The sequence below is a fragment of the Xenorhabdus miraniensis genome (assembly GCF_002632615.1).
In genome coordinates, this window is the sequence record NZ_NITZ01000001.1 from 183619 (window position 1) to 204645 (window position 21027).

The 21027-nt window shown below is 42.3% G+C and carries 14 protein-coding genes, 1 tRNA gene and 1 pseudogene; 6 read left to right on the plus strand and 10 right to left on the minus strand.

The window, feature by feature from the left end:
* Positions 1 to 35 precede the first annotated feature (35 nt).
* The 3 genes and pseudogenes from Xmir_RS00775 to Xmir_RS00785 all read right to left on the minus strand — a co-directional run bounded on the left by Xmir_RS00775 (position 36) and on the right by Xmir_RS00785 (position 3226).
* Positions 36 to 2138, minus strand: a complete 2103-nt coding sequence (locus Xmir_RS00775; protein WP_244170825.1) for a toprim domain-containing protein — start codon at positions 2136 to 2138, stop codon at positions 36 to 38.
* A pseudogene (locus Xmir_RS00780) lies at positions 2138 to 2977 on the minus strand (tyrosine-type recombinase/integrase); the annotation flags it as partial. The pseudogene Xmir_RS00780 and the gene Xmir_RS00775, both read right to left, overlap by 1 nt.
* Before the next feature lie 164 nt (positions 2978 to 3141).
* Positions 3142 to 3226: transfer RNA gene (locus Xmir_RS00785), tRNA-Leu, on the minus strand.
* A gap of 384 nt (positions 3227 to 3610) precedes the next feature.
* On the opposite strand from Xmir_RS00785, the gene ampH reads away from it, so the two are divergent.
* Positions 3611 to 4822 (plus strand): D-alanyl-D-alanine-carboxypeptidase/endopeptidase AmpH, encoded by a 1212-nt coding sequence (gene ampH, locus Xmir_RS00790; RefSeq protein ID WP_099112597.1) that lies wholly within the window; start codon positions 3611 to 3613, stop codon positions 4820 to 4822.
* Positions 4823 to 4956: 134 nt separating this feature from the next.
* Here ampH and lptG read toward each other — a convergent pair whose 3' ends face one another.
* Both lptG and lptF read right to left on the minus strand, forming a co-directional pair.
* On the minus strand, positions 4957 to 6033 hold the full coding sequence (gene lptG / locus Xmir_RS00795; protein WP_099112598.1) for an LPS export ABC transporter permease LptG: 1077 nt from the start codon (positions 6031 to 6033) through the stop codon (positions 4957 to 4959).
* The gene (gene lptF / locus Xmir_RS00800) at positions 6033 to 7133 is read right to left on the minus strand and encodes an LPS export ABC transporter permease LptF (protein ID WP_099112599.1); all 1101 of its coding nucleotides are present in this window, start codon (positions 7131 to 7133) and stop codon (positions 6033 to 6035) included. Before lptF ends, lptG begins: the two co-directional genes overlap by 1 nt.
* A 280-nt stretch (positions 7134 to 7413) precedes the next feature.
* Between lptF and pepA the strand changes: the two genes are divergently transcribed.
* The 3 genes from pepA (at position 7414) to Xmir_RS00815 (ending at position 12496) form a co-directional block, all read left to right on the plus strand.
* Complete coding sequence (gene pepA / locus Xmir_RS00805; RefSeq protein ID WP_099112600.1) at positions 7414 to 8922, plus strand: leucyl aminopeptidase; 1509 nt, start codon at positions 7414 to 7416, stop codon at positions 8920 to 8922.
* A gap of 161 nt (positions 8923 to 9083) precedes the next feature.
* Positions 9084 to 9584 carry a DNA polymerase III subunit chi gene (locus Xmir_RS00810; RefSeq protein WP_099112601.1) on the plus strand — a complete coding sequence of 167 codons (501 nt, stop codon included), beginning with the start codon at positions 9084 to 9086 and terminating at the stop codon, positions 9582 to 9584.
* A gap of 14 nt (positions 9585 to 9598) precedes the next feature.
* Positions 9599 to 12496 carry a valine--tRNA ligase gene (locus Xmir_RS00815; protein WP_099112602.1) on the plus strand — a complete coding sequence of 966 codons (2898 nt, stop codon included), beginning with the start codon at positions 9599 to 9601 and terminating at the stop codon, positions 12494 to 12496.
* 368 nt (positions 12497 to 12864) lie between these two features.
* Here Xmir_RS00815 and Xmir_RS00820 read toward each other — a convergent pair whose 3' ends face one another.
* The 5 genes from Xmir_RS00820 to Xmir_RS00840 form a co-directional block, all read right to left on the minus strand.
* Positions 12865 to 13089: a hypothetical protein gene (locus tag Xmir_RS00820; RefSeq protein WP_099112603.1), complete on the minus strand. Its 225-nt coding sequence runs from the start codon at positions 13087 to 13089 to the stop codon at positions 12865 to 12867.
* A 553-nt stretch (positions 13090 to 13642) separates the two neighbouring features.
* Positions 13643 to 15742, minus strand: a complete 2100-nt coding sequence (locus Xmir_RS00825) for a peptidase domain-containing ABC transporter (RefSeq protein WP_099112604.1) — start codon at positions 15740 to 15742, stop codon at positions 13643 to 13645.
* Entirely contained in the window at positions 15735 to 17033 is a 1299-nt protein-coding gene (locus tag Xmir_RS00830; protein WP_244170826.1) for an HlyD family secretion protein, read from the minus strand. The genes Xmir_RS00825 and Xmir_RS00830 overlap by 8 nt, the downstream gene beginning before the upstream one ends.
* A 467-nt stretch (positions 17034 to 17500) precedes the next feature.
* The gene (locus Xmir_RS00835; RefSeq protein WP_099112606.1) at positions 17501 to 17833 is read right to left on the minus strand and encodes an AzlD domain-containing protein; all 333 of its coding nucleotides are present in this window, start codon (positions 17831 to 17833) and stop codon (positions 17501 to 17503) included.
* Positions 17830 to 18510: an AzlC family ABC transporter permease gene (locus tag Xmir_RS00840; protein WP_099112607.1), complete on the minus strand. Its 681-nt coding sequence runs from the start codon at positions 18508 to 18510 to the stop codon at positions 17830 to 17832. Before Xmir_RS00840 ends, Xmir_RS00835 begins: the two co-directional genes overlap by 4 nt.
* 362 nt (positions 18511 to 18872) lie before the next feature.
* Here Xmir_RS00840 and Xmir_RS00845 point away from each other — a divergent pair, with 362 nt between their 5' ends.
* Positions 18873 to 19646 (plus strand): amino acid ABC transporter substrate-binding protein, encoded by a 774-nt coding sequence (locus Xmir_RS00845; protein ID WP_099112608.1) that lies wholly within the window; start codon positions 18873 to 18875, stop codon positions 19644 to 19646.
* A gap of 403 nt (positions 19647 to 20049) precedes the next feature.
* The gene (locus tag Xmir_RS00850; protein WP_099112609.1) at positions 20050 to 20844 is read left to right on the plus strand and encodes a hypothetical protein; all 795 of its coding nucleotides are present in this window, start codon (positions 20050 to 20052) and stop codon (positions 20842 to 20844) included.
* Positions 20845 to 21027 lie beyond the last annotated feature (183 nt).

The window sequence follows — 21027 nt, forward strand, 5'->3', positions numbered from 1 at the left end:
ATATTCCTTTGAAAAATGATTGTACTCAGAAGAAATTATTCTTCTGGCAGGCTATCCCTTGTCAGTTTCGGCATCCATTCGATAGCAGTATCAATATCTAGGCTCAGGTTGCTACGAATACCTTGTTTGCTTTTCTTTCGCAGGTAATGCTGACCGTACTCCGCCAGTGCGCCCGGCATATCCATGCCAAAACGAGTTACAGAAACAGGTTTATTCAGGTTATTGCCTTTCATATAAGCAAGGTAAGAGTGATAAAGGTATTTACGGGGATTAAACGGCATAATTTCTGCATTGCCGATTAACAAACCGTCAGTTTCATGGGAAGCTATAAGATAACCGCAGAAATCAACCAGTGGATCGGTACCACGCTTAATATCCAATGCTTCCGCTGATTTCTGTTGTTCTGCGAGTAAACGCCTAGCTAATTGTGGATCAGCGAACTGATGCAGCAAATGCCGGATAATCACGGGCAATTCTGCCGCAATTTTATCCCGCAGGAGTGGATCACGCTCGTTTTCTGGCACGACTTCGGAAAAGTTGAAAATCACCCGGCGGCGCGATACTCCACCACTGCGATCACTGAAACTCATGGCGTTATTGTTCACTGCCAGCACTACCGCTGGAATACGAGTTGAGTAGGGTTGTTTGTGCTTCGGATCGATAGCAACTTCATCGCCTCCAGTAATTGCCTTGATGCCGGAACCATCGCCCACATAGCGAGTCTGATCTGGCAGGATAATCAGTGAATAGCCGACAATCAACGCTCGTTCCCGCGGGTTTTCCAGTGCTGCCATACTCGCAGAAACAGTATTTCCTTTGCCTGCCAGCATTGAACAAATTTCAGCAAAGATACTTTTACCACTACCTCCGGCACCGGTCACTTCCAGAAAAAGCTGCCAGTCATAACGGTTAGCCAGCACCATAAACAGTGCTGCCAGCACTCTATTTGTTTTATTTTCACAGTTGGCTGTTGCCTGATTAAGCCAGCGCCAGAACTGTGGCGCGTGATCTTGCAGAATTTCCCCCGAAATAGGGGAATTAAATTCAACATCATTGGCAAGCAATAACCAGTCATTTTTGCGGTGAGGCCGAAACTGGCTAGTTTTCAGGTCAAATACGCCGTTACTGAATCCGATTAAGTGGCGTTTTGGTGGTTGCATCATGGGAAGCTGTAATTTCAGGGCATCCACGGCAGAGCTGATACCATGTGGTGAGTACGGTAGTTTCTCTTCCATAAAAGCAGCGACCATTTCCCGTTTTAAATCGCGGTCACTGACTGGACGCCAGACAATGCCGTCATAGTGATGTACGGTTTCCGAAGCGCCATCCAATGCTAAATCTCCATCATAGCGCGTCAGTAATACTTCTCCGCGTTGGCTGGCTCCCATCTGATATAATGTCAGCTTTGAAGGTTCGGTATCATTATTAAGCTGAACGGCTGCTTTTTTCTTGATTAGTGTTGGTTGATAAAGCTCCTGAGTAAAGGCGTGCCGTGCTATTCCCACTCCGTGTTGCTGGCGGTAATCGTCCCAATCGGCTTTGTACTCAGTTGGTGGTAATGTGACCCATCCATTGATCGTTTTGGCGGTTTTTTCTGCCGCAATTTTTCCAATATTCTTTTTCGGCTTACCGTTCTTATCTAACTCATCGGGAAGATACCAATCATTATCTGCGGCAATAATGATTTTCGTATCAGGCCAGTGTTCCCGGACTGATTGAGCGACAGAGAGCAAATTACCTGCATCTATTGCAGCCAGAACGGTGCCTTGATGTAATTGGCTAACGGTCAATGCCGTGGCGTAACCTTCGGTAATGATCACTGTGCCTGGATGTTCTCCCAACTTTGATAATGCAATAAAAGCACTTTTCTTTTGGCTACCAGACAGTAATTTCTTTGTTCCATCCAGTTTGATGATCTGCGCACCTGTAACTTTTTTATCCAGTGTTACCAATGGCAATAATAACGAACCATCTTTCAGTAATCGCTGGTTAGAACAATGCGATCCTTTTGCAGTTAAATAGGGAGATTCTCCGGCAACAGTTAGCGTCATTAGTGCCGCTACTTTTTCGGCAATTGGCTGTGTTGTTTGAATGGTTGGTTTGGATTCTGGCAAAGGCAGCGCCAGCACGTTAGCCACAACTTCATACCACGTTGAGAATGCTTAACACCATCAATGGGTTTTCGTGTCGCTGGTATATGCCAGACAGCCCTTTTAAGATCGATTTCTTCCCAACGGGCGAATCTTATTTCACTGGAACGAACAAATGTTAATAAAGTCAGTTCTACTGCAATTTTGGTCAGTAAGCGCCCGCGATAACAGGAAAGACGAGTTAAAAATTCAGGTAGGCGTTCATGAGGCAATGCAGGGTGATGTTTGGGTTTTACTATGGTGAGAGTGCCAGCCATATCATTGGCAGGGCTATATTCAAGGATGTCATTTTGAACCGCATAACGCATGATGGCAGCTACACGCTGTTGTAATCTCTGGGCTATATCGTGTTTGCCATCAGTATCAACGGCTTGGATCGGTGCTAACAGTTGGCTGGTTCGCAAAGTGCGAATATCGAGAGTACCAATGCAGGGGAAAATGTATTGCTCGAAACCTCGCATAATTCGGTCTCGGTGGTCTTCACTCCACCGTTTATTGCTGGCGTGCCATTCACGGGCGATCCGTTCAAAGGTATATGCACCCTTTGATTCGGCTTGTACGTCTTTTTTCTCTGCTTTGGGATCAATCCCTTGAGCGAGCAATTTTTTAGCTTCATCCCGTTTAGCGCGAGCATCAGCTAATGAAACGGCAGGATAAACACCAAAGGCCAGCCGATCTTCTTTTTTGTCGGTGGGGCGATGATACTTCATACGCCAGTATTTAGAACCGCGTGGCGTGATTTCGAGATATAGGCCAGCGCCATCCGCTAATTTATAGGATTTCTCTTTCGGTTTTGCAGTCTCGATTTGTCGGGCGTTTAGTTTCATTTTTGGGGCACATTTAAAATCGAAGTGTAGGTGCCCCAAATTATGCCCCTTGCTGCATGTTGATTGCAACAGACCACAGTAGACGGCAAAATAACTAAGTATATTGATTTATTGGGTTTTTTTGGGAATTTGTAGACTTGGATAGACGTTAGTAAACTAACGAATGGTGCCGAAGGCCGGACTCGAACCGGCACACCCGAAGGCGGTTGATTTTGAATCAACTGCGTCTACCGATTTCGCCACTTCGGCACTGAAGTATTCGGAGAACGGGGGCCATTATACCTGTCAGAAGACCATTCGCAACACTTATCCTTTCAATCTTGTTCAAGTGTCGAAAAAAGAATCATTCAATCCACTTTTTCGCCGACAAAGATCAAAACACAACCACTCCGGCAATCGCACAACATAAATTCTTCCCTCACAATTCTCTTCCTTCAATAGACAACCTATGAACTCCTTATATAATTCAAAACAATACACTGCTATGAGGTAAATTATCATGACTATTATCAGTTGGATTTTTACAGGTATCCTGTTGGGTATCGTTATCGGTGCCATTATGGCGATTTTTAAGAAAAAAAAATAACAGCTTTATTCCCCCACTTGAGCGTTCCCTGATGGGTTAATCCAAAAATGAAAAAACAGCTATATAAACTGTGTACAGTTTCTGCCCTGACATGGGCGATCTCAGCTTGTGCTGATTCTGGCAATTTGCACCAAAACAAATTCCAGCAGTCTCATGCACAGCCTGCAAAGTGGGAAGTTTTTGAAGGTAATGGCAATACCAAGAAAATGACTACCGCGCTGGTCGAGCAATATGCGCAGTCCATCTTTGATGAAGGTAATCCTTTGGGGATGGCGATGGTGGTAATCGATAATAATCAGGTTGTGCATCGCAGTTTTGGAGAGACTTATCCGGGAAGTGGCGTCCGGCCGCGGCAGGATTCTGTGATTCGTATTGCTTCTATTACCAAATTGATGACCAGCGAGGTCATGATCAAGTTGGCCCAGAAGGAACGTATTAAGATTACCGATCCGTTGCAGAAATATACTTATTATGGTGTCCATGTACCGGATTATGGCGCAAATCAGCCAATCCGGCTGTATCATCTGGCAAGTCATACCAGCGGGCTGCCGCGGGAGCAGCCCGGTGGGAAATGGGGACGTCCGGTGTTTATTTGGCCGACTCAGTCGAACCGCTGGGCTTGGCTGAAAACCGCAGGGATAAATGCCGTACCCGGTACGACGGCCTCATATTCCAATCTGGCCTATGATTTATTGGCGGATGCGCTTTCCAAGGCCACAGGAGAACCCTATGTCCGTTTGCTGCAAGAAGAGATTACCCGCCCTTATCGCATGAAAGATACCACTCTGACTCCCACGCAATCCCAATGTGCCCGCTTGATGGCAGGAGTGAAATCCAGCCCTTGTGTGAATACCATTGCCGCCGCAGGTAGTGGCGGGATTTATTCTACTCCTGCCGATATGCAGCGCTGGATGCAACAGTTTTTATCTTCCCGAAATCAGTTAAGGAAGCAAACTGCCAGTCGTGAGCAGGGTATCTACTTTAAACGCGCTGACCTGACGTCAATCAAAGGAATGGATGTTGCAGGTCTGGCGGACGGTATCGGTCTTGGCTGGGTATATATGGATGCCAAAGGCAATGTCCCCGGTATTTACCAAAAAACTGGCGGAGGGGGTGGATTTAATACGTATATGGCGATGATCCCGGAACAAAATATCGGCGTGTTTGTGGTGATGACGCGGAAAGAACAAAGTAAATTCAGTCGGGTGACAAGTGGGGTGAATGAATTAGTCGCTGCATTAGCCCGCAACCATAGCTAAATTCAATATTGTCAGGATTGACAGAAAAAATCACAGCCAGGCAAGGCGCAAAGCAAATCGCCCCCACAATTATGAAGTGTTTTCATAAAGGCGGAGGCGATAAGTAAGTAAGTCCGATGAAATATCAGCGACTGTTATTTTCGGTGAAGAAGTAAGTAAATACTCACTACAAAGAATAACAGACTTGGCAGCAATGCCCCCAATATCGGTGGCATGCTATAAACCAGACTGAGCGGGCCGAATATCTCATTCAAGACATAGAAAAGGAAGCCCATGCTGATACCCACAACCACTCTGAATCCCATCGGTACGCTGCGCAGTGGCCCGAAGATAAAGGAGAGTGCCATAAGCATCATCACCGCAACCGATAAAGGTGCAAAGATTTTCTTCCACATATTAAGCTGGTAACGTCCGGCATCCTGCTGCCCTTGCTCTAAATACGTGATGTATTGATATAGGCCACGGATAGAGAGCGCCTCAGGGTCAAGAGAAACTACCCCCAACTTTTCTGGTGTCAATCGGCTTTTCCAGTCCGCAGAAATACGTTGTGAACCCGTGATTCGCCCATTTTGCGTTAAATCAGATTCTTCAACCTGAGATAATTTCCATTGCTTATTATCCTTGTCATATACCGCCGAAGCCGCGTATTTGATGGATAACAGTTTTTGTTTGTCGTCAACGTGATAAATGTTAACGCCGTTCAAGGAGTTGTCTTTAGACACGCTCTGGATATAGACAAAATCATCACCATCTTTCGCCCATAAGCCTTTGGTCGTGGACATCAGCGAACCACCAAACATTTTCTGGGCACGATAATTACGGGCAAGCTGCTCCCCTTGTGGAGCAACCCATTCACCAATGACCATTGTCAGCAAGACCAGCGGGATTGCCGTTTTCATGACAGAACCCGCCACTTGTAAGCGGGTAAAGCCGGAAGCCTGCATCACCACCAGCTCACTGCGCGTCGCCAGCGTTCCCAGCCCCAATAACGCCCCAAGCAACGCCGCCATTGGGAAGAAGATCTGGATATCTTTAGGAACGCTCAGCAGTGTATAAATACCTGCGGAAATTGCAGTATAGTCCCCCTGCCCGACTTTGCGCAGCTGATCGACAAATTTGATAATGCCGGAAAGCGATACCAGCATGAACAATGTCATCAGGATGGTTTGCAGGATTGTCCGACCGATATATCTATCCAATACCCCAAACATCATGACGCTCCTTGATTCTTAAAGCGTGAACGTAGTTTGCGCATTGGTACGGTATCCCACAGATTAAGCGCCAGAGCCAGAGCAAAATACGCACCGTTGACCAGCCACATCCAGAACATAGGGTCAAATTTACCCTTGCTGCCATTGGAACGCAGGGAGCTTTGCAACAGGAAGAAAATCAGGTAAAGCAACATGGCGGGCAGCATACTGATTATCCGCCCCTGACGCGGATTCACGGCACTCAACGGGACAACCATCAACGCCATGATCAACACCGAGACAATCAACGTCAAACGCCAGTGGAATTCTGAGCGAGAATCATCGTCAGTATCATGCCAAAGCTGCTCAATCGATTTTTGTTCGACTTTGCTGTTATCAATATCTGCTCTCTGATGCCCGATTACCGCCTGATAATCAGTGAATTCGGTAATGCGGAAATCACGCAACATCGCTGTACCTTCATAACGCGTACCTTGATGAAGTACAGCAACCTGATTACCATTCGGACGCTCTTCCATATGGCCGCCATCCGCAATGACTACCGAAGGACGCTGGTCATTCGTCGGACGGAGCTGGGCAAGGAATACGTTCTCAAAGGTATTGCCCTTCACGTTACCGATATAAAGCACCATGTTGCCATCGCGGGAAGGCTTAAATTGCCCTTCCATGATCGCAGCAAGGCTTGGATTGGCTTTTGCATCTGCCAATACTTGTGCCTGATATTTGGAAGACCACGGCGTGATCCAAATAACATTGGCCGCCGCCAGCATTGATGTCAGCAATGCCAGAATAAGAGCGGATTTCACCAACATGCTTTTACCCAATCCGCAGGCATACATGACGGTGATTTCACTTTCGGTATAGAGCTTACTGAAAGTCATTAATATCCCGAGGAATAAACTCAGGGGTAAAATAAGTTGCGCCATCTCTGGCACACCCAATCCTAACAAAGATATAACCAAATTTGCGGGAATATTTCCTTCTACCGCCGCCCCCAACACATCCACTAATTTCTGACAGAAGAAGATCAGTAATAAGATGAAAAGTATTGCGATTTGGCTTTTCAGGGTTTCCCGTACTAGATATCTAATGATGATCACGCTTATTACGCCTGTGAAAACTTGTCTTTTTGCAGGAAAGTCGCTAACTTCGTCGTATATCTACCATTTATATGAATCAGTTTGGCTTCCCCATCGCTAAAATGATACCAAAGCATCCCATATATTGGTTCCCAATTAGAACATACTTATCGTTAGCTAAGTACCAAAAAATAATATGCTTAGCTTAACATAACAGTTAATTTTCTTTGGGATGAATTAATGCGGAACGTGATATTTTAGCGATTGTATCCGTCTTTGTCTTTAAGATTCAGGAGAACGCATGGAGTTTAGTGTAAAGAGCGGTAGCCCGGAAAAACAGCGCAGTGCCTGTATTATTGTCGGCGTGTTTGAACCTCGTCGCCTTTCCTCTATCGCAGAGCAGCTTGACAAAATAAGTAATGGCTACATCAGTGCCTTATTGCGCCGTGGTGAACTTGAAGGCAAGGTCGGCCAGACCTTGTTGCTGCATCATGTTCCTAATGTACTGTCTGAGCGTATTTTACTGGTGGGTTGTGGAAAAGAACGTGAACTGGATGAACGCCAATATAAGCAGATTATCCAGAAAACGATCAGTACCCTCAATGAAACCGGTTCAATGGAAGCAGTCTGTTTCTTGACTGAACTGCATGTGAAGGGACGCAACAACTACTGGAAAGTACGTCAGGCGGTCGAAACAGCAAAAGAGTCACTGTATGTTTTTGATCAACTCAAAAGCAGCAAGAACGAACTGCGTCGCCCACTGCGCAAGATGGTGTTTAATGTACCGACCCGCCGCGAATTAACCAGCGGTGAACGCGCCATTCAGCACGGCCTTGCCATTGCATCGGGTATCAAGGCGACGAAAGATCTGGCAAACATGCCACCGAATATCTGTAATGCTGCCTATTTGGCATCACAGGCTCGTCAGCTCGCTGATAATGCCGCCAATCTGACAACCAAAGTCATTGGCGAAGAGCAGATGAAAGAACTGGGCATGAATTCCTATCTGGCTGTCGGTCAGGGTTCACAGAATGAATCCTTGATGGCAGTCATGGAGTATAAAGGCAGCAAAGACGCCAATGCGAAACCTATCGTATTGGTGGGTAAAGGGCTGACTTTCGACTCCGGTGGTATCTCCATCAAGCCATCCGAAGGTATGGATGAGATGAAATATGACATGTGCGGTGCAGCATCGGTTTATGGCGTCATGCGTGTTGTCGCCGAACTGCAATTGCCAATCAATGTCATCGGTGTTCTGGCTGGCTGTGAAAACATGCCGGGCGGACGCGCTTATCGCCCGGGAGATATTTTGACCACCATGTCCGGCCAGACCGTTGAAGTGACAAACACGGATGCAGAAGGTCGTCTGGTACTGTGTGATACGCTGACTTATGTTGAGCGTTTTGAACCAGAACTGGTCATTGATGTTGCAACCTTAACCGGCGCTTGTGTCGTTGCTCTGGGTAGCCACTACACCGGCCTGATGTCCAACCATAATCCACTGTCGCATGAACTGCTGAATGCCTCAGAGCAAGCGGGCGATCGTGCATGGCGTCTGCCATTGGGTGACGAATATACCGAACAGTTAGAATCCAATTTTGCGGATATGGTAAACTCGTGCGGTCGTTCAGGCGGCGCTATTACCGCAGGTGCTTTCCTGTCCCGCTTTGCAACCAAATACAACTGGGCGCATCTGGACATTGCAGGTACAGCATGGCGTTCAGGTAAAGCGAAAGGAGCAACAGGCCGTCCGGTTGCACTCCTGTCACAATTCCTGTTAAATCGTTCAGGATTGAATTCTGATGATTAATGTCTCTGCCGCACATTTTGCTCGATAACAGTTTTACTCGATAACAGTTTTACTCGATAAAAGTGCGGCTAACGATATTAAAGGAATAGATAGAATTAAGGGTATTGCATCTGCAATACCCTTTTCCGTCACTGCTTCCGTAATCTTGTAACCAAGAAACTATGAAAAACGCCACCTTCTATTTATTGGAAAAGCTACCCTTGTTATTGGAAAAGCTACCCTTGGAAAGCCTGGCTCCGGAACAATCATCATCTCCGGATCATTTACAGCCGCATGAATGGCTGGCATGTCAGCTTGCTGCCGATCAGTGGCGTGCAGGGAAGCGAGTTCTGATTGCTTGTGAAAGCCAACAACAGGCTGAAAAACTGGACGAAGCATTATGGCAACGAGAACCAAGTCAATTTGTACCGCACAATCTTGCCGGAGAAGGCCCTCGCTATGGCGCGCCTGTGGAATTGTGCTGGCCGCAAAAAAGAAGCAATGCTCCCCGCGATGTATTGGTGACACTGCTTCCTCATTTTGCAGACTTTGCCACAGCTTTCCATGAAGTGATAGACTTCGTTCCTATTGATGAAAATCTAAAACAGTTAGCGCGCGAACGATATAAATCCTATCGTAGCGTCGGCTTTAATTTGACCATGGCAACCCCGCCAACCTATTAAATATTCAAGACACTATGGAAAAGACTCCCGCTAATCAAACGCAATCTGAGCCATCTCTCGATAAAACGTACAACCCGACAGAGATAGAGCAACCTCTTTATCGCCACTGGGAACAGAGTGGTTACTTCGAGCCGAATGGCGATACCAGCCGTGAAAGTTTCTGTATCGTTATTCCACCACCAAACGTCACCGGCAGCCTGCATATGGGTCACGCATTCCAGCAGACTATCATGGATACCATGGTGCGTTATCAACGTATGCAGGGTAAAAATACCCTGTGGCAATCGGGAACCGACCACGCGGGTATTGCGACACAGATGGTTGTTGAGCGCAAGATCGCGGCAGAAGAAGGTAAAACCCGCCATGATTATGGTCGTGAAGCCTTTATCGACAAAATTTGGCAGTGGAAAGCGGAATCGGGTGGCAATATCTCCAACCAAATGCGCCGCCTGGGTAACTCCGTAGATTGGGAGCGTGAGCGCTTCACCATGGACGAAGGTCTGTCCAAAGCAGTTAAAGAAGCTTTCGTTCGCCTGTATCAGGAAGATTTGATTTACCGTGGCAAGCGTCTGGTTAACTGGGATCCGAAACTGCGTACTGCGATTTCTGATCTGGAAGTTGAAAACCGTGAAGTGAAAGGTTCCATGTGGCACCTGTGCTATCCGCTGGCTGACGGTGCAAAAACCGCAGAAGGCAAGGATTACCTGATTGTTGCCACGACCCGCCCGGAAACCATGTTAGGGGATACCGGCGTTGCGGTTAACCCAGAAGATCCCCGTTATAAGGACCTGATTGGCAAAGAGATCCTTTTGCCACTGGTCAACCGTCGTATTCCTATCGTCGGCGATGAGCACGCGGACATGGAAAAAGGCACCGGTTGTGTGAAAATCACCCCTGCCCATGATTTCAATGACTATGAAGTCGGTAAGCGCCACAGTCTGCCAATGATCAATATTCTGACCTTCGACGGCGATATCCGCGAAACCGCAGAAGTATTCGATACCAATGGCGAAGTTTCTGATAGTTACTCAACCGACATTCCTGCTGAATACCGTGGCATGGAGCGCTTCGCTGCGCGTAAAGCGATTGTGGCAGAGTTCGAGAAACAAGGCCTGCTGGTTGAAATCAAACCTCATGATCTGACCGTTCCTTACGGCGACCGTGGCGGCGTGGTTATCGAGCCAATGCTGACTGACCAATGGTATGTCCGCACCGCACCACTGGCAAAAGTGGCGATTGAAGCAGTTGAGAACGGTGATATCCAGTTCGTACCAAAACAGTACGAAAACATGTACTACTCTTGGATGCGTGATATTCAGGATTGGTGTATTTCCCGTCAGTTATGGTGGGGACACCGCATCCCGGCGTGGTATGACGCACAAGGCAATGTTTACGTTGGTCGTGATGAAGAAGAAGTCCGTCGCGAAAACAATCTGGGAACAGATATCGCCCTGACTCAAGACGAAGACGTACTGGATACCTGGTTCTCTTCTGGCCTGTGGACATTCTCCACACTTGGCTGGCCTGAGCAAACCGAAGCGCTGAAAACCTTCCATCCGACTGATGTGCTGGTCAGTGGTTTCGACATCATTTTCTTCTGGATTGCCCGCATGATCATGATGACCATGCACTTCATCAAAGATGAAAACGGCAAGCCACAAGTCCCATTCAAGACTGTCTACATGACCGGCCTGATCCGCGATGACGAAGGCCAGAAAATGTCGAAATCCAAAGGGAATGTTATCGACCCACTGGATATGATCGACGGTATTTCACTGGAAGATCTGCTGGAAAAACGTACCGGCAATATGATGCAGCCACAACTGGCTGATAAAATCCGCAAACGCACTGAAAAACAGTTCCCGGAAGGTATCGAAGCCCACGGTACTGATGCCCTGCGTTTCACACTGGCCGCACTGGCTTCTACCGGTCGTGACATAAACTGGGATATGAAACGCCTGCAAGGTTACCGCAACTTCTGTAACAAACTGTGGAACGCCAGCCGTTTCGTGCTGATGAACACAGAAGGGCAAGATTGCGGTCAGAACGGTGGTGAAATGTCGCTGTCACTGGCAGATCGCTGGATTCTGGCGGAATTTAACCAAACGGTTAAAGCCTATCGTGAAGCGCTGGATACCTACCGTTTCGACATGGCCGCTAACATTCTTTACGAATTCACGTGGAACCAATTCTGTGACTGGTATCTGGAGCTGTCTAAACCTGCGATCAACAAAGGTTCAGAAGCGGAAGTCCGCGCGGCCCGCCATACTCTGATTGACGTATTGGAAGGTTTGCTGCGTCTGGCACACCCAATCATTCCATTCATCACCGAAACCATCTGGCAACGTGTGAAAGTTGTCAAAGGTATCGATGCAGATACCATCATGCTGCAATCTTTCCCTGAGTTCGATCAGGCGAAAGTGGATGAGCTGGCACTGAACGATCTGGAATGGATCAAAGAAGCGATCATTGCGGTACGTAACATCCGTGCAGAAATGAACATCGCACCAAGCAAGCCACTGGAAGTCCTGCTGCGTGATGCCAATGAAGATGCACAACGCCGCGTAGCTGAAAACCTCAACTTCCTTCAGGCAATGGGCCGTCTTTCTTCTGTGACCGTATTAGCAGCAGGAGAAGAAACCCCTGTTTCTGTCACCAAACTGATCAATGGGGCAGAAGTGTTGATCCCAATGGCGGGCTTGATTGACAAAGACGCAGAGCTGGCGCGTCTGGATAAAGAAATCGAGAAGCTGGATAAAGAGATCAGCAGCATTGACGCGAAACTCGCTAACGAAGGCTTTGTCAGCCGTGCGCCAGAAGCCGTCGTTGCCAAAGAGCGCGAGCGTCTGGCAATCAACAATGCCGCAAAAGAGAAATTATTGGCGCAGAAAGAGACGATCGCTGCCCTGTAATATCTCCTGATTGAAATTTATTCCTATGAAGCCACTGTAATATACGGTGGCTTCAGGCATATCCTCATTATTAGTTGTGAATTTGTGAATAATGGTTAGTTGTGAATAATGGTTAGTTGTGAATGCGCATTGATGGACGGAAACAACAAGAGGGAGTTGAAGTGAGCAAATACATCTATCTGATTTTACAATACATGGTTAAAGGTTAAAGGCTAAAGGTTAAAGGTTAAAAAGTTAGCCACTCTAGTCAGAGTGGCTGATAATCTATGCTGTAATTAAATAACCAAAACGAAATCTTATTAAATTCATGTTAGACGACTTTTCGAATACCCAACATTAAGATATAAGTTTCAGTTTCAACTAAAATATTATATACCCAATTTATCAATTTCGTTACCTGCCGCTACAGCGCCAGAGTGGGCAAGTTTTTCAATACCGGTGCAAACTTCATCAGATATGATACCTGACTTATGAAGGCTCTCGGCTGCACTATCAATTATGACCTCAGCGGCATGAACAACGCCCTTAAGTAGATCACCCCAGAAACCAGCGCCAGCGACTTGTTCTAACTCAACTTGGTTTAACTCTTTCATATATAACCTCGTTTATTTATATCATTGACATAATGTTCCAGAATATAATAAAGAACCACAGCATTAATCAGATAATAGTATTAATCAGATAATTACTTGAATGTGGTTCCAGAAAAATGAAAACCTTCACCAGAAATAAGTTAACAAAGGAATAACCCAAAAATCACCGTAATATATTTGTAATGAATTTTCCGGCTGTTTAAAAAAATTTATATTTGCATTTAATGTATGGTTAAGGTTTATATCTTTCTGTAACCAACTTCTTTTTTTGTTCATGTATTATCATAAATCACTTAATCTTAACATTAATTAAACAACAACCATTTAACACCCCATTAACCTAACCTCTTCTTAATGTTAACCTTATTTTATGATGTGTTTCTTTGTAAGAGGATGTTTCTGACGTTATTGACTATTAGTTATATCAAATTAGTTATATCAAATTAAAAATTTCTAACTAATTTTTATTAGAATGAAAAATTAATTACATTCAATTGATTATAGCTCACAGCCTACACTAATTAATTGTTTCATCTATTTTTTCAGGAACGATTCATGACACTGAAATGACGCGTTTAGCAGATGCAATTGTTGATGGCCGATGCGCAATAATAATTCTGGTGATATTTAACGTTGATATCGATTCATTGATATAATTTTCATTAGTCAAATCAAGATGACTGGTTGCCTCATCCATAAATAAAATGCTTGGTCGGCGATAAAGGGCTCTGGCTATCAATAGCCTCTGTATTTGCCCACCGGACATTCCGCTACCTAATTCACCAATGAGTGTTTCATATCCCATTGGCATCAATAAAATATCATTATGAATATTGCAACGTTTAGCACATTCTTGTATGTATTCAAGATTAGGAGAGAGATCAAACCCAGATATATTTTCAGCGATAGAGCCAGAAAGTAATTTATCATCTTGTAATACACAAGAAATACATCTACGGTAATTATTCAGCCCAATAACATTAACATCCAATCCATTAATTAAAATAGTGCCTTTACTGGGCTCTAATAGCCCGCACATTAATTTCATTAATGTTGTTTTTCCTACACCAGATGGGCCAACAATAGCTACACTTTCTCCCGCTTTGATACTAAGATTAAAATTAGAAATGATGGGTTTTGATAAGTTGTCGTATTGATAATGCAAGTTGCAAATCGTTAATTCTGCGGGTAACCCTGAAATACCAATATCCCGGTTTGGTGCTTCTCTTTCTGGTTCAGAAAGGACTATATCGGAGATTCGTTCATTATGTAAATTTAACATGCGCAATCTGAGCGCCATATCGATCAAATTACTTGCCCGATCAGCAAATTGCCCGCGGTAGGCGTTAAAAGCAACAAACATTCCCAGGGTCATTTGATTATCTATAACTAATGATGCACCTAACCACAGAATAATAACTTGTTCACAAGTAATGACAAAAGTATTAACGATCTCAAAGATTGTACCTATTTTGGCAAGTTTGGTATTTGAGTTAATCGTATCGATACTCAAATTTAGCCAGGATTTTGCCCGATTTTCACATAACCCCAAGGATTTTAATGTATTAATGCTATATAAAGTTTCCATAAAATGGGAACTTGCTCTGGCATCCTTAACTATTTGCTCTTCGGAAAGTTGCCTATAATATTGATAAGTGAGTAACCTTAAGATGACATAAGTAATAGTGAACCCTGATACTACCCAAACAAGCCAGTCACCGTAGAGTAACATCATAATGAAAACACTGATCAACATAATCGTGTCAATAATGCTATTCACAATATTTTTGGTAAAAGTAGTACGTATGATATTTAATGAACCAAATCGTGACTGGATATCACCTAACTTACGTTTTTCAAAGTAAGCTAAAGGTAATTTCATGAGATGATCGAACACCCCTGATTTCCACTGAGCATCAACAAATGTTTCCATCGTAATGGAAGTCCAGCTACGCAAAGTAGAGACACTCACTTTAAATAGAGTAAAGACAAGCAAACCACAACAAATAATAGTTAATAGGCTATTATCCTTAGCAATAATAACGTGATCCATAATTAGCTGCGTACCTACAGGGGTCAGTATATTAATGGCTTCTATAACAAGGGATAAGAAGAAAATTTTCCCCAGCGTCGCCTTAAGTCCCTGAATATTATTTAGCAGTGATATTATACGCAATCTGTTTTGTTTTTTGGCAGGAACAAAATCATTACCTGGCCACAATTCTAATGCAATGCCAGTAAAATGTTTGGAGAACTCTTGTGTACTCAAGACCCGTTGTCCAAATGCTGGATCGTGAATGGTGATTTTATTGTTCTTAACTCTAACTAAAACAACAAAATGATTCATATCCCAGTGCAGAATACAGGGTAATTTTAATGCGTGAAGTTCATCAAGATCCAGTGATACCGCTCTGGTTTTGAATTTAAGGGCGCTGGCAATACTCACCAATGTAGTTAGTGCGACTCCACGTGTAGAAATTCCGAATTGGCTACGTAAATGGGATAAATCAATTTGTAACCCATGATAATGAAAAACCATTGCTAAACTTGCTAACCCACACTCTGCTGCCTCAGTTTGTAAAATTTGGGGGATTTTCCTTTTGAATCCCAGATTCAGCTTATTGGTAATAATTTCAAAATATTTTTTATCCATTTTGTGGCCCCATCAATGTTTTTTTCATGTCATAGAATGGTGAGAACATCCATTGATAAAGGGGGCGTTTCTCAAGGAAAAAAGTAGATTGAGCTTTCATGCCATTAGATAAATTTAATTTTCTTCCATTGTAATTAAACTGATTTTTATCTAAGGTAACTAAAACTTTATAATAGGATTCGCTTTTTTCTCCGGCTTTGTTTACAGGAGAGCTTCTATAATGAGACATTTCTTGGGCAGAGGCAGGGATATATGAAATATTATCAACTTGCCCTGAAAACTGCCCGAATTTTTCAAATGGGAAGGCGTCATAGCGTATATTAATCGCATCTCCTTTCGAAACATATGGCAGGCTGCTATTAGGAACCCATAGGATTAAATAATAATTAGATTTGATATTATATGGCATAACCTGAGCCAGAATATCATTTAAGGTTATCGTCTGACCAACGGTGAAACCGAGTGATTCAATGCGTCCATTAATCGGGGACGTGATTAATAACGCGCCATTGGCTGCCATTTCAGTTAATTTTCGTTGTAAATCGTCACGTTGAATTTTGTATTGAGAAATTTGTTTATCAAAATCAGTCTGTCTAAGAATAATTTCACTATTCAGGTTAGTAATTTTCAAGGCATCATTGATATATTGGCTGTATAGATTCTGATAAATGTTTTGTTGCTGATAATAGGAATAGCCATAGCTATTAAATTGATCTTTTGTAATAAGCCCGCGTTTCTGATAGAGCTTGTAGTTTTCCATGTTTTCCTTTGCAAACTCCACCCCCTGACGGGCATTATCAACAATAACTTTAGACTCTTCCTGTGATGCTTCATACTGTTTTTTTTGCTCTTTCAAGCTTTCTAAGGTGGTGTACTTATCATCTTGTAAGCTTTGGATAATATTATTAATCTGCATTAATTGGTTTTTTAACGAGTTTTTTGTATTAGTGCTGATTTTTCCTGAATCTGTAATTTGACTGAAATCCACCTGATAAATTTTTTGTCCTTGCTTTACAAAATCTCCCACATTGACGAATTCCTGGGAAATAAATCCCTGTTGAGAAGAGAAAATATTTATTGGATGAGGGTTAGTTATCACTTCACCATAGACGTTAATGCGTCTTGTGTAACTACCAAAAGTAATAAATAAAAATAAAACAACTAAAAAAACCGATGAGACAATACAAATAACCCAAGCTGGAATTCTTGCTATTAATAGTGCGTCTCCAGTCCATTTGGATTTTTTATTTTCTATAGCTTCTTTCCTAAATAGATTATTCATAGCAACCATGTGTAATTAACATTTGTGTTTTATTTAGTCACTGCGATTTAAGATGCAATATTAAATTATTATTTATCAATATAATGGAGGTGTTACTAATTTATTTTAACGACTATTAATGTAATATACTTAACCTTAACGTAATATAAACCGTTAGTAAAATTCCTTGATGGAATGGGACTCTTTCCTGTTTTGTCATGCGGTGTTGGGAATAGATGAGGTTAAGCTCTCTCGCTTAACAAACTCGTGCCTCAAAATCATCTGGTTCGTAAAGTGGATGACAGGCGTATTTAATGTGATAAGAAGCAAAATCACCATCCGGAAGGCAGTTGAAAGGAATTAATAAAGGAAGATAGGAAATATAATCATTTATGATGGAATCAACAAACCTCGTCAACAATAACGAGGTTTGTCAGCGATCTGAAACCACGGTAATATACAGTAACATACAATGGCTTTTTTAAGTCATATTTTATTTAGCTTAGCAACCACTGTATCGACATAAAAAATATCAATGAAAGCATCAGGCTATTTAATATTGAATTCGTATATTTACTGATAAAATAAGCCAACACGACCGTTACCAGTGCAAGCACATATTTGACATCAAACTGTTCAATTAATTCACTTAAGGATAAATTACCCAGTGAAATATTCACAATAATTGTTCCAAGAATAAAACAGATGGCATAATCCAATGAAGTAATCAGCAAATTTTTCCCGTTGAAGAGTTTATTATTTCTCATCAGAAAAGGAGTCGTTCTTAATACGAAACTGACCATACCCATTAATACGATTAGCAACATCATAATGTTCTATCCTTCCTGATTTTACGTTCAATGAGTGCAATCACAATCCCACACAAAACCGGTACCGCCAGATCCATTAATTTCATATCCACTTCATTCAATAGCGGTGCGCACAAACCTCCCATTACCGTCGCCAATACAGACAGATCTTTGCCCGAACGTTTGGCAGTCAGGGAAGCAAAATGAATGGGAACCAGCATCACCAGGAACAGAGAAAGGGACTCATAATTCAAGTGTTCTGCCGAAATATAGCCCAATAAAGTGGCACAAAAAGTCACCACGAAACAAGGTATGGCAACACCCAAATAAAAATGAAATTGAGATTTTCCATCTGAGATATTTTCCGCAGAAAGATAAGAATGCGTTACCGTATAAGTGCTGGCACTAAATCCCAACATTGATAGCAAAATATTTCGCTTTGGAATACCCTGAAAATATTGCGTCATAACCATCGCCATCAAGAAAAACCGGAAGTTGATCAGCAATGCCAGAATGATAACGGAAAGTATCGCACCATCGGCCAGATAACCTACCGCAGCCACCTGCAACGGCGCAGCATATATCAATAATGAGCCGACCAGCGTTTCCATTAATGGAACACCATGACTTTGATAAAGTGCACCAATCGAAGTAAAAATAAGGAAAAAAGAGATACAGACAGGCAAAGAATCAACCATGCCTTTCCTAATAAACGGATTCAACACTTAGCACCTATATTGGAAGTTATATTTAACGTAGTGAGATCATCGAAATATTTCATGATGAAAGAATAGCCATATCTATCATTGAGCTATATTATGAGTGGAAGATTAAAGATATAGCAGGCTATATATCATGACAACTACTTTAATAAAATTTGTGACATCAACCCATTTAATGAAAACTGCCCAATAAGTAGTAACGCTTATTTATTATAACTCTTTTCGAAAAATCATATGCTCTCAATATGATATAACTTTATTTTATATATAAGGCTTTTGATATTCCCGTTATAGTGATCATCATTTTAAAAACAATAGCTTCCTCTCGGAGAAATAAAATGAAGGTATTACTGAACATATTATTGGCGGGTATTGTCCAGTTTGGGTTTACACAACTCACCTATGCGCAATCCACTCTCGATAACATTCACTCCACAGGCGTATTCCGGATTGGAACAGAAGGCGCTTATGCTCCATTCAGTTACCATGATACATCAGGAAAATTGACTGGATTTGATGTGGAAATCGGCCGTGAAATTGCGCTGCGTATGAAAGTGAAGCCTGAATTTATTGAAGGCAAATGGGATGGCTTGATTGGTGGCCTTGATGCAGGGCGTTCCGATGCGGTGATGAACCAAATCGCCATTACACCAGAGCGCGAGAAAAAATATAGCTTCTCCCTGCCTTATGTGATTTCAGAAGCCGTACTGATTACCCGAAAAGATAATAACAAGATTAAGACATTCAGCGACTTAAAAGGTAAAAAATCAGCCCACACCCTGACCAATAATTTTGCCCAGATCGCCAGAAATTATGGTGCAGACATTATCGGCGTTAACGGTTTTAATCAAGAAGTGGATCTCGTGAGCACAGGCCGTGCAGATGCAACCATTAATGATAAACTTTCTTACCTCGACTACAAAAAACATCGTCCGGATGCACCGGTAAAAATTGTTGCGGCTGATACTCAGGCAGCACAATCCGCCGTGCTGCTTCGCAAAAATGACACCGAATTAAAGGCCGCAGTAGATAAAGCCATTACTGAGATAAAAGCGGATGGTACTTATCAACGCATATGGGATAAATATTTCGCTGAGAAAAAGAGTGAATAATTAAAATATATCCGCTCAATTCCGAGTTACAGCGAAGCGACAAAGGAGTAAACATTCAGCCACATAGCTAATCACTATGATGTGGCTGAATGACTAGTATATGTATTTTATACATTTATTAATAAATTCACTTCGTAATAAATCGTACCATCTATATTTAGCAGACAACAACATTATGACATTGCTCTCATATTTTCGCACTTATTACTTGTACAAGTAATAAGCACTTAATATAATATTAATTTCATAATGATGGATATAATGAGTTATTCAGTATTTCGGGTTCAAGGAGAAACAACATATTTGATCACTCGCGCTAAAAGTGCAGATTATTTATAACTCTACTCGAATAATATTTTCTAATAACAATATAAGATATTAAATTTTTTATGGGTTACTAAATATGATATATAGAAATAATTCTAATATAAATTATTCGATAGTATCTAGGCCTTTAGTTCGTTCTAGATCAAAAGGTAATTTATTTGATACAATACCTAATAACATTACGTCCGAGAGTACAAATTCTAAATTAGACATTAACTTATCACGCCATAGAATTCGTATAAAGGATGTAACTCCTAAAGAAGCATTAATATTATCTAATATTATGATAAGAAGTATAATATTTAATGATTGGATATATACTAATAAAAACAAAGAATTAGATAAAAATTTGAAAATAGCTCACTTACAAGACAATATTTTTGAAGTTTTTGATGGCATATTTGGACAAGAATTGAAAGATTATCAAAAAAATAGGAATAGTAAATGTAATGACACATACAATACACTTCAACTAATATCTAATCTTGCACATGCTGCTGTATCAGAAAGTATTAATCAAGAGAAACTTTACTTTTTTGCTTCTTTTTTTCGTGGTGTTCCTGTGGGTATATTAGTACTATCGGATGCAACCTTAAATCGAGCTAATGGTATCCCTATAATTAGGGCTATAGCTACTCATATGGGTACCCGTAATTGTGGGAGGTTATTGATCGAATATGCGGTGAACAAATCACAAAAATTAGACCACTATGGCGTTGTCCAACTTGAACCAGTCGCAAATGCAAAACCTGCTTATCTTAGATTAGGATTTACTGAAGATACGGATGACTGGATGGTGTTAGATCCTGCCAGACAGGGTTCTAAGTGGCATTTGATTGATGGGAATTATCGTTTGCGTCAAATAATATAAGCAGACAAGAAAAATCTCCAGATTAGCAGCGATAATAAGGAGGACAAAGATGATTCAGACCACCAGCATTGAAAAAAGTTTCAACGGGAAAGGCGCTAAAAAACATTAAAAACACTCAGCCACATAGCTAATACTATGTGGCTAAATGTAGGTGAAGTGTGTAATTACACATCATAAAAACAA

Bases quoted from the DNA above. Each gene is read 5' to 3' on its own strand.
- pepA (WP_099112600.1), top strand. From the start codon at position 7,414: ATGGAGTTTAGTGTAAAGAGCGGTAGCCCGGAAAAACAGCGCAGTGCC.
- Xmir_RS00840 (WP_099112607.1), bottom strand. From the start codon at position 18,510: ATGGTTGATTCTTTGCCTGTCTGTATCTCTTTTTTCCTTATTTTTACT.
- Xmir_RS00835 (WP_099112606.1), bottom strand. From the start codon at position 17,833: ATGATGTTGCTAATCGTATTAATGGGTATGGTCAGTTTCGTATTAAGA.
- lptG (WP_099112598.1), bottom strand. From the start codon at position 6,033: ATGTTTGGGGTATTGGATAGATATATCGGTCGGACAATCCTGCAAACC.
- Xmir_RS00850 (WP_099112609.1), top strand. From the start codon at position 20,050: ATGATATATAGAAATAATTCTAATATAAATTATTCGATAGTATCTAGG.
- Xmir_RS00810 (WP_099112601.1), top strand. From the start codon at position 9,084: ATGAAAAACGCCACCTTCTATTTATTGGAAAAGCTACCCTTGTTATTG.
- Xmir_RS00830 (WP_244170826.1), bottom strand. From the start codon at position 17,033: ATGGTTGCTATGAATAATCTATTTAGGAAAGAAGCTATAGAAAATAAA.
- Xmir_RS00845 (WP_099112608.1), top strand. From the start codon at position 18,873: ATGAAGGTATTACTGAACATATTATTGGCGGGTATTGTCCAGTTTGGG.
- Xmir_RS00825 (WP_099112604.1), bottom strand. From the start codon at position 15,742: ATGGATAAAAAATATTTTGAAATTATTACCAATAAGCTGAATCTGGGA.
- Xmir_RS00820 (WP_099112603.1), bottom strand. From the start codon at position 13,089: ATGAAAGAGTTAAACCAAGTTGAGTTAGAACAAGTCGCTGGCGCTGGT.
- Xmir_RS00815 (WP_099112602.1), top strand. From the start codon at position 9,599: ATGGAAAAGACTCCCGCTAATCAAACGCAATCTGAGCCATCTCTCGAT.
- ampH (WP_099112597.1), top strand. From the start codon at position 3,611: ATGAAAAAACAGCTATATAAACTGTGTACAGTTTCTGCCCTGACATGG.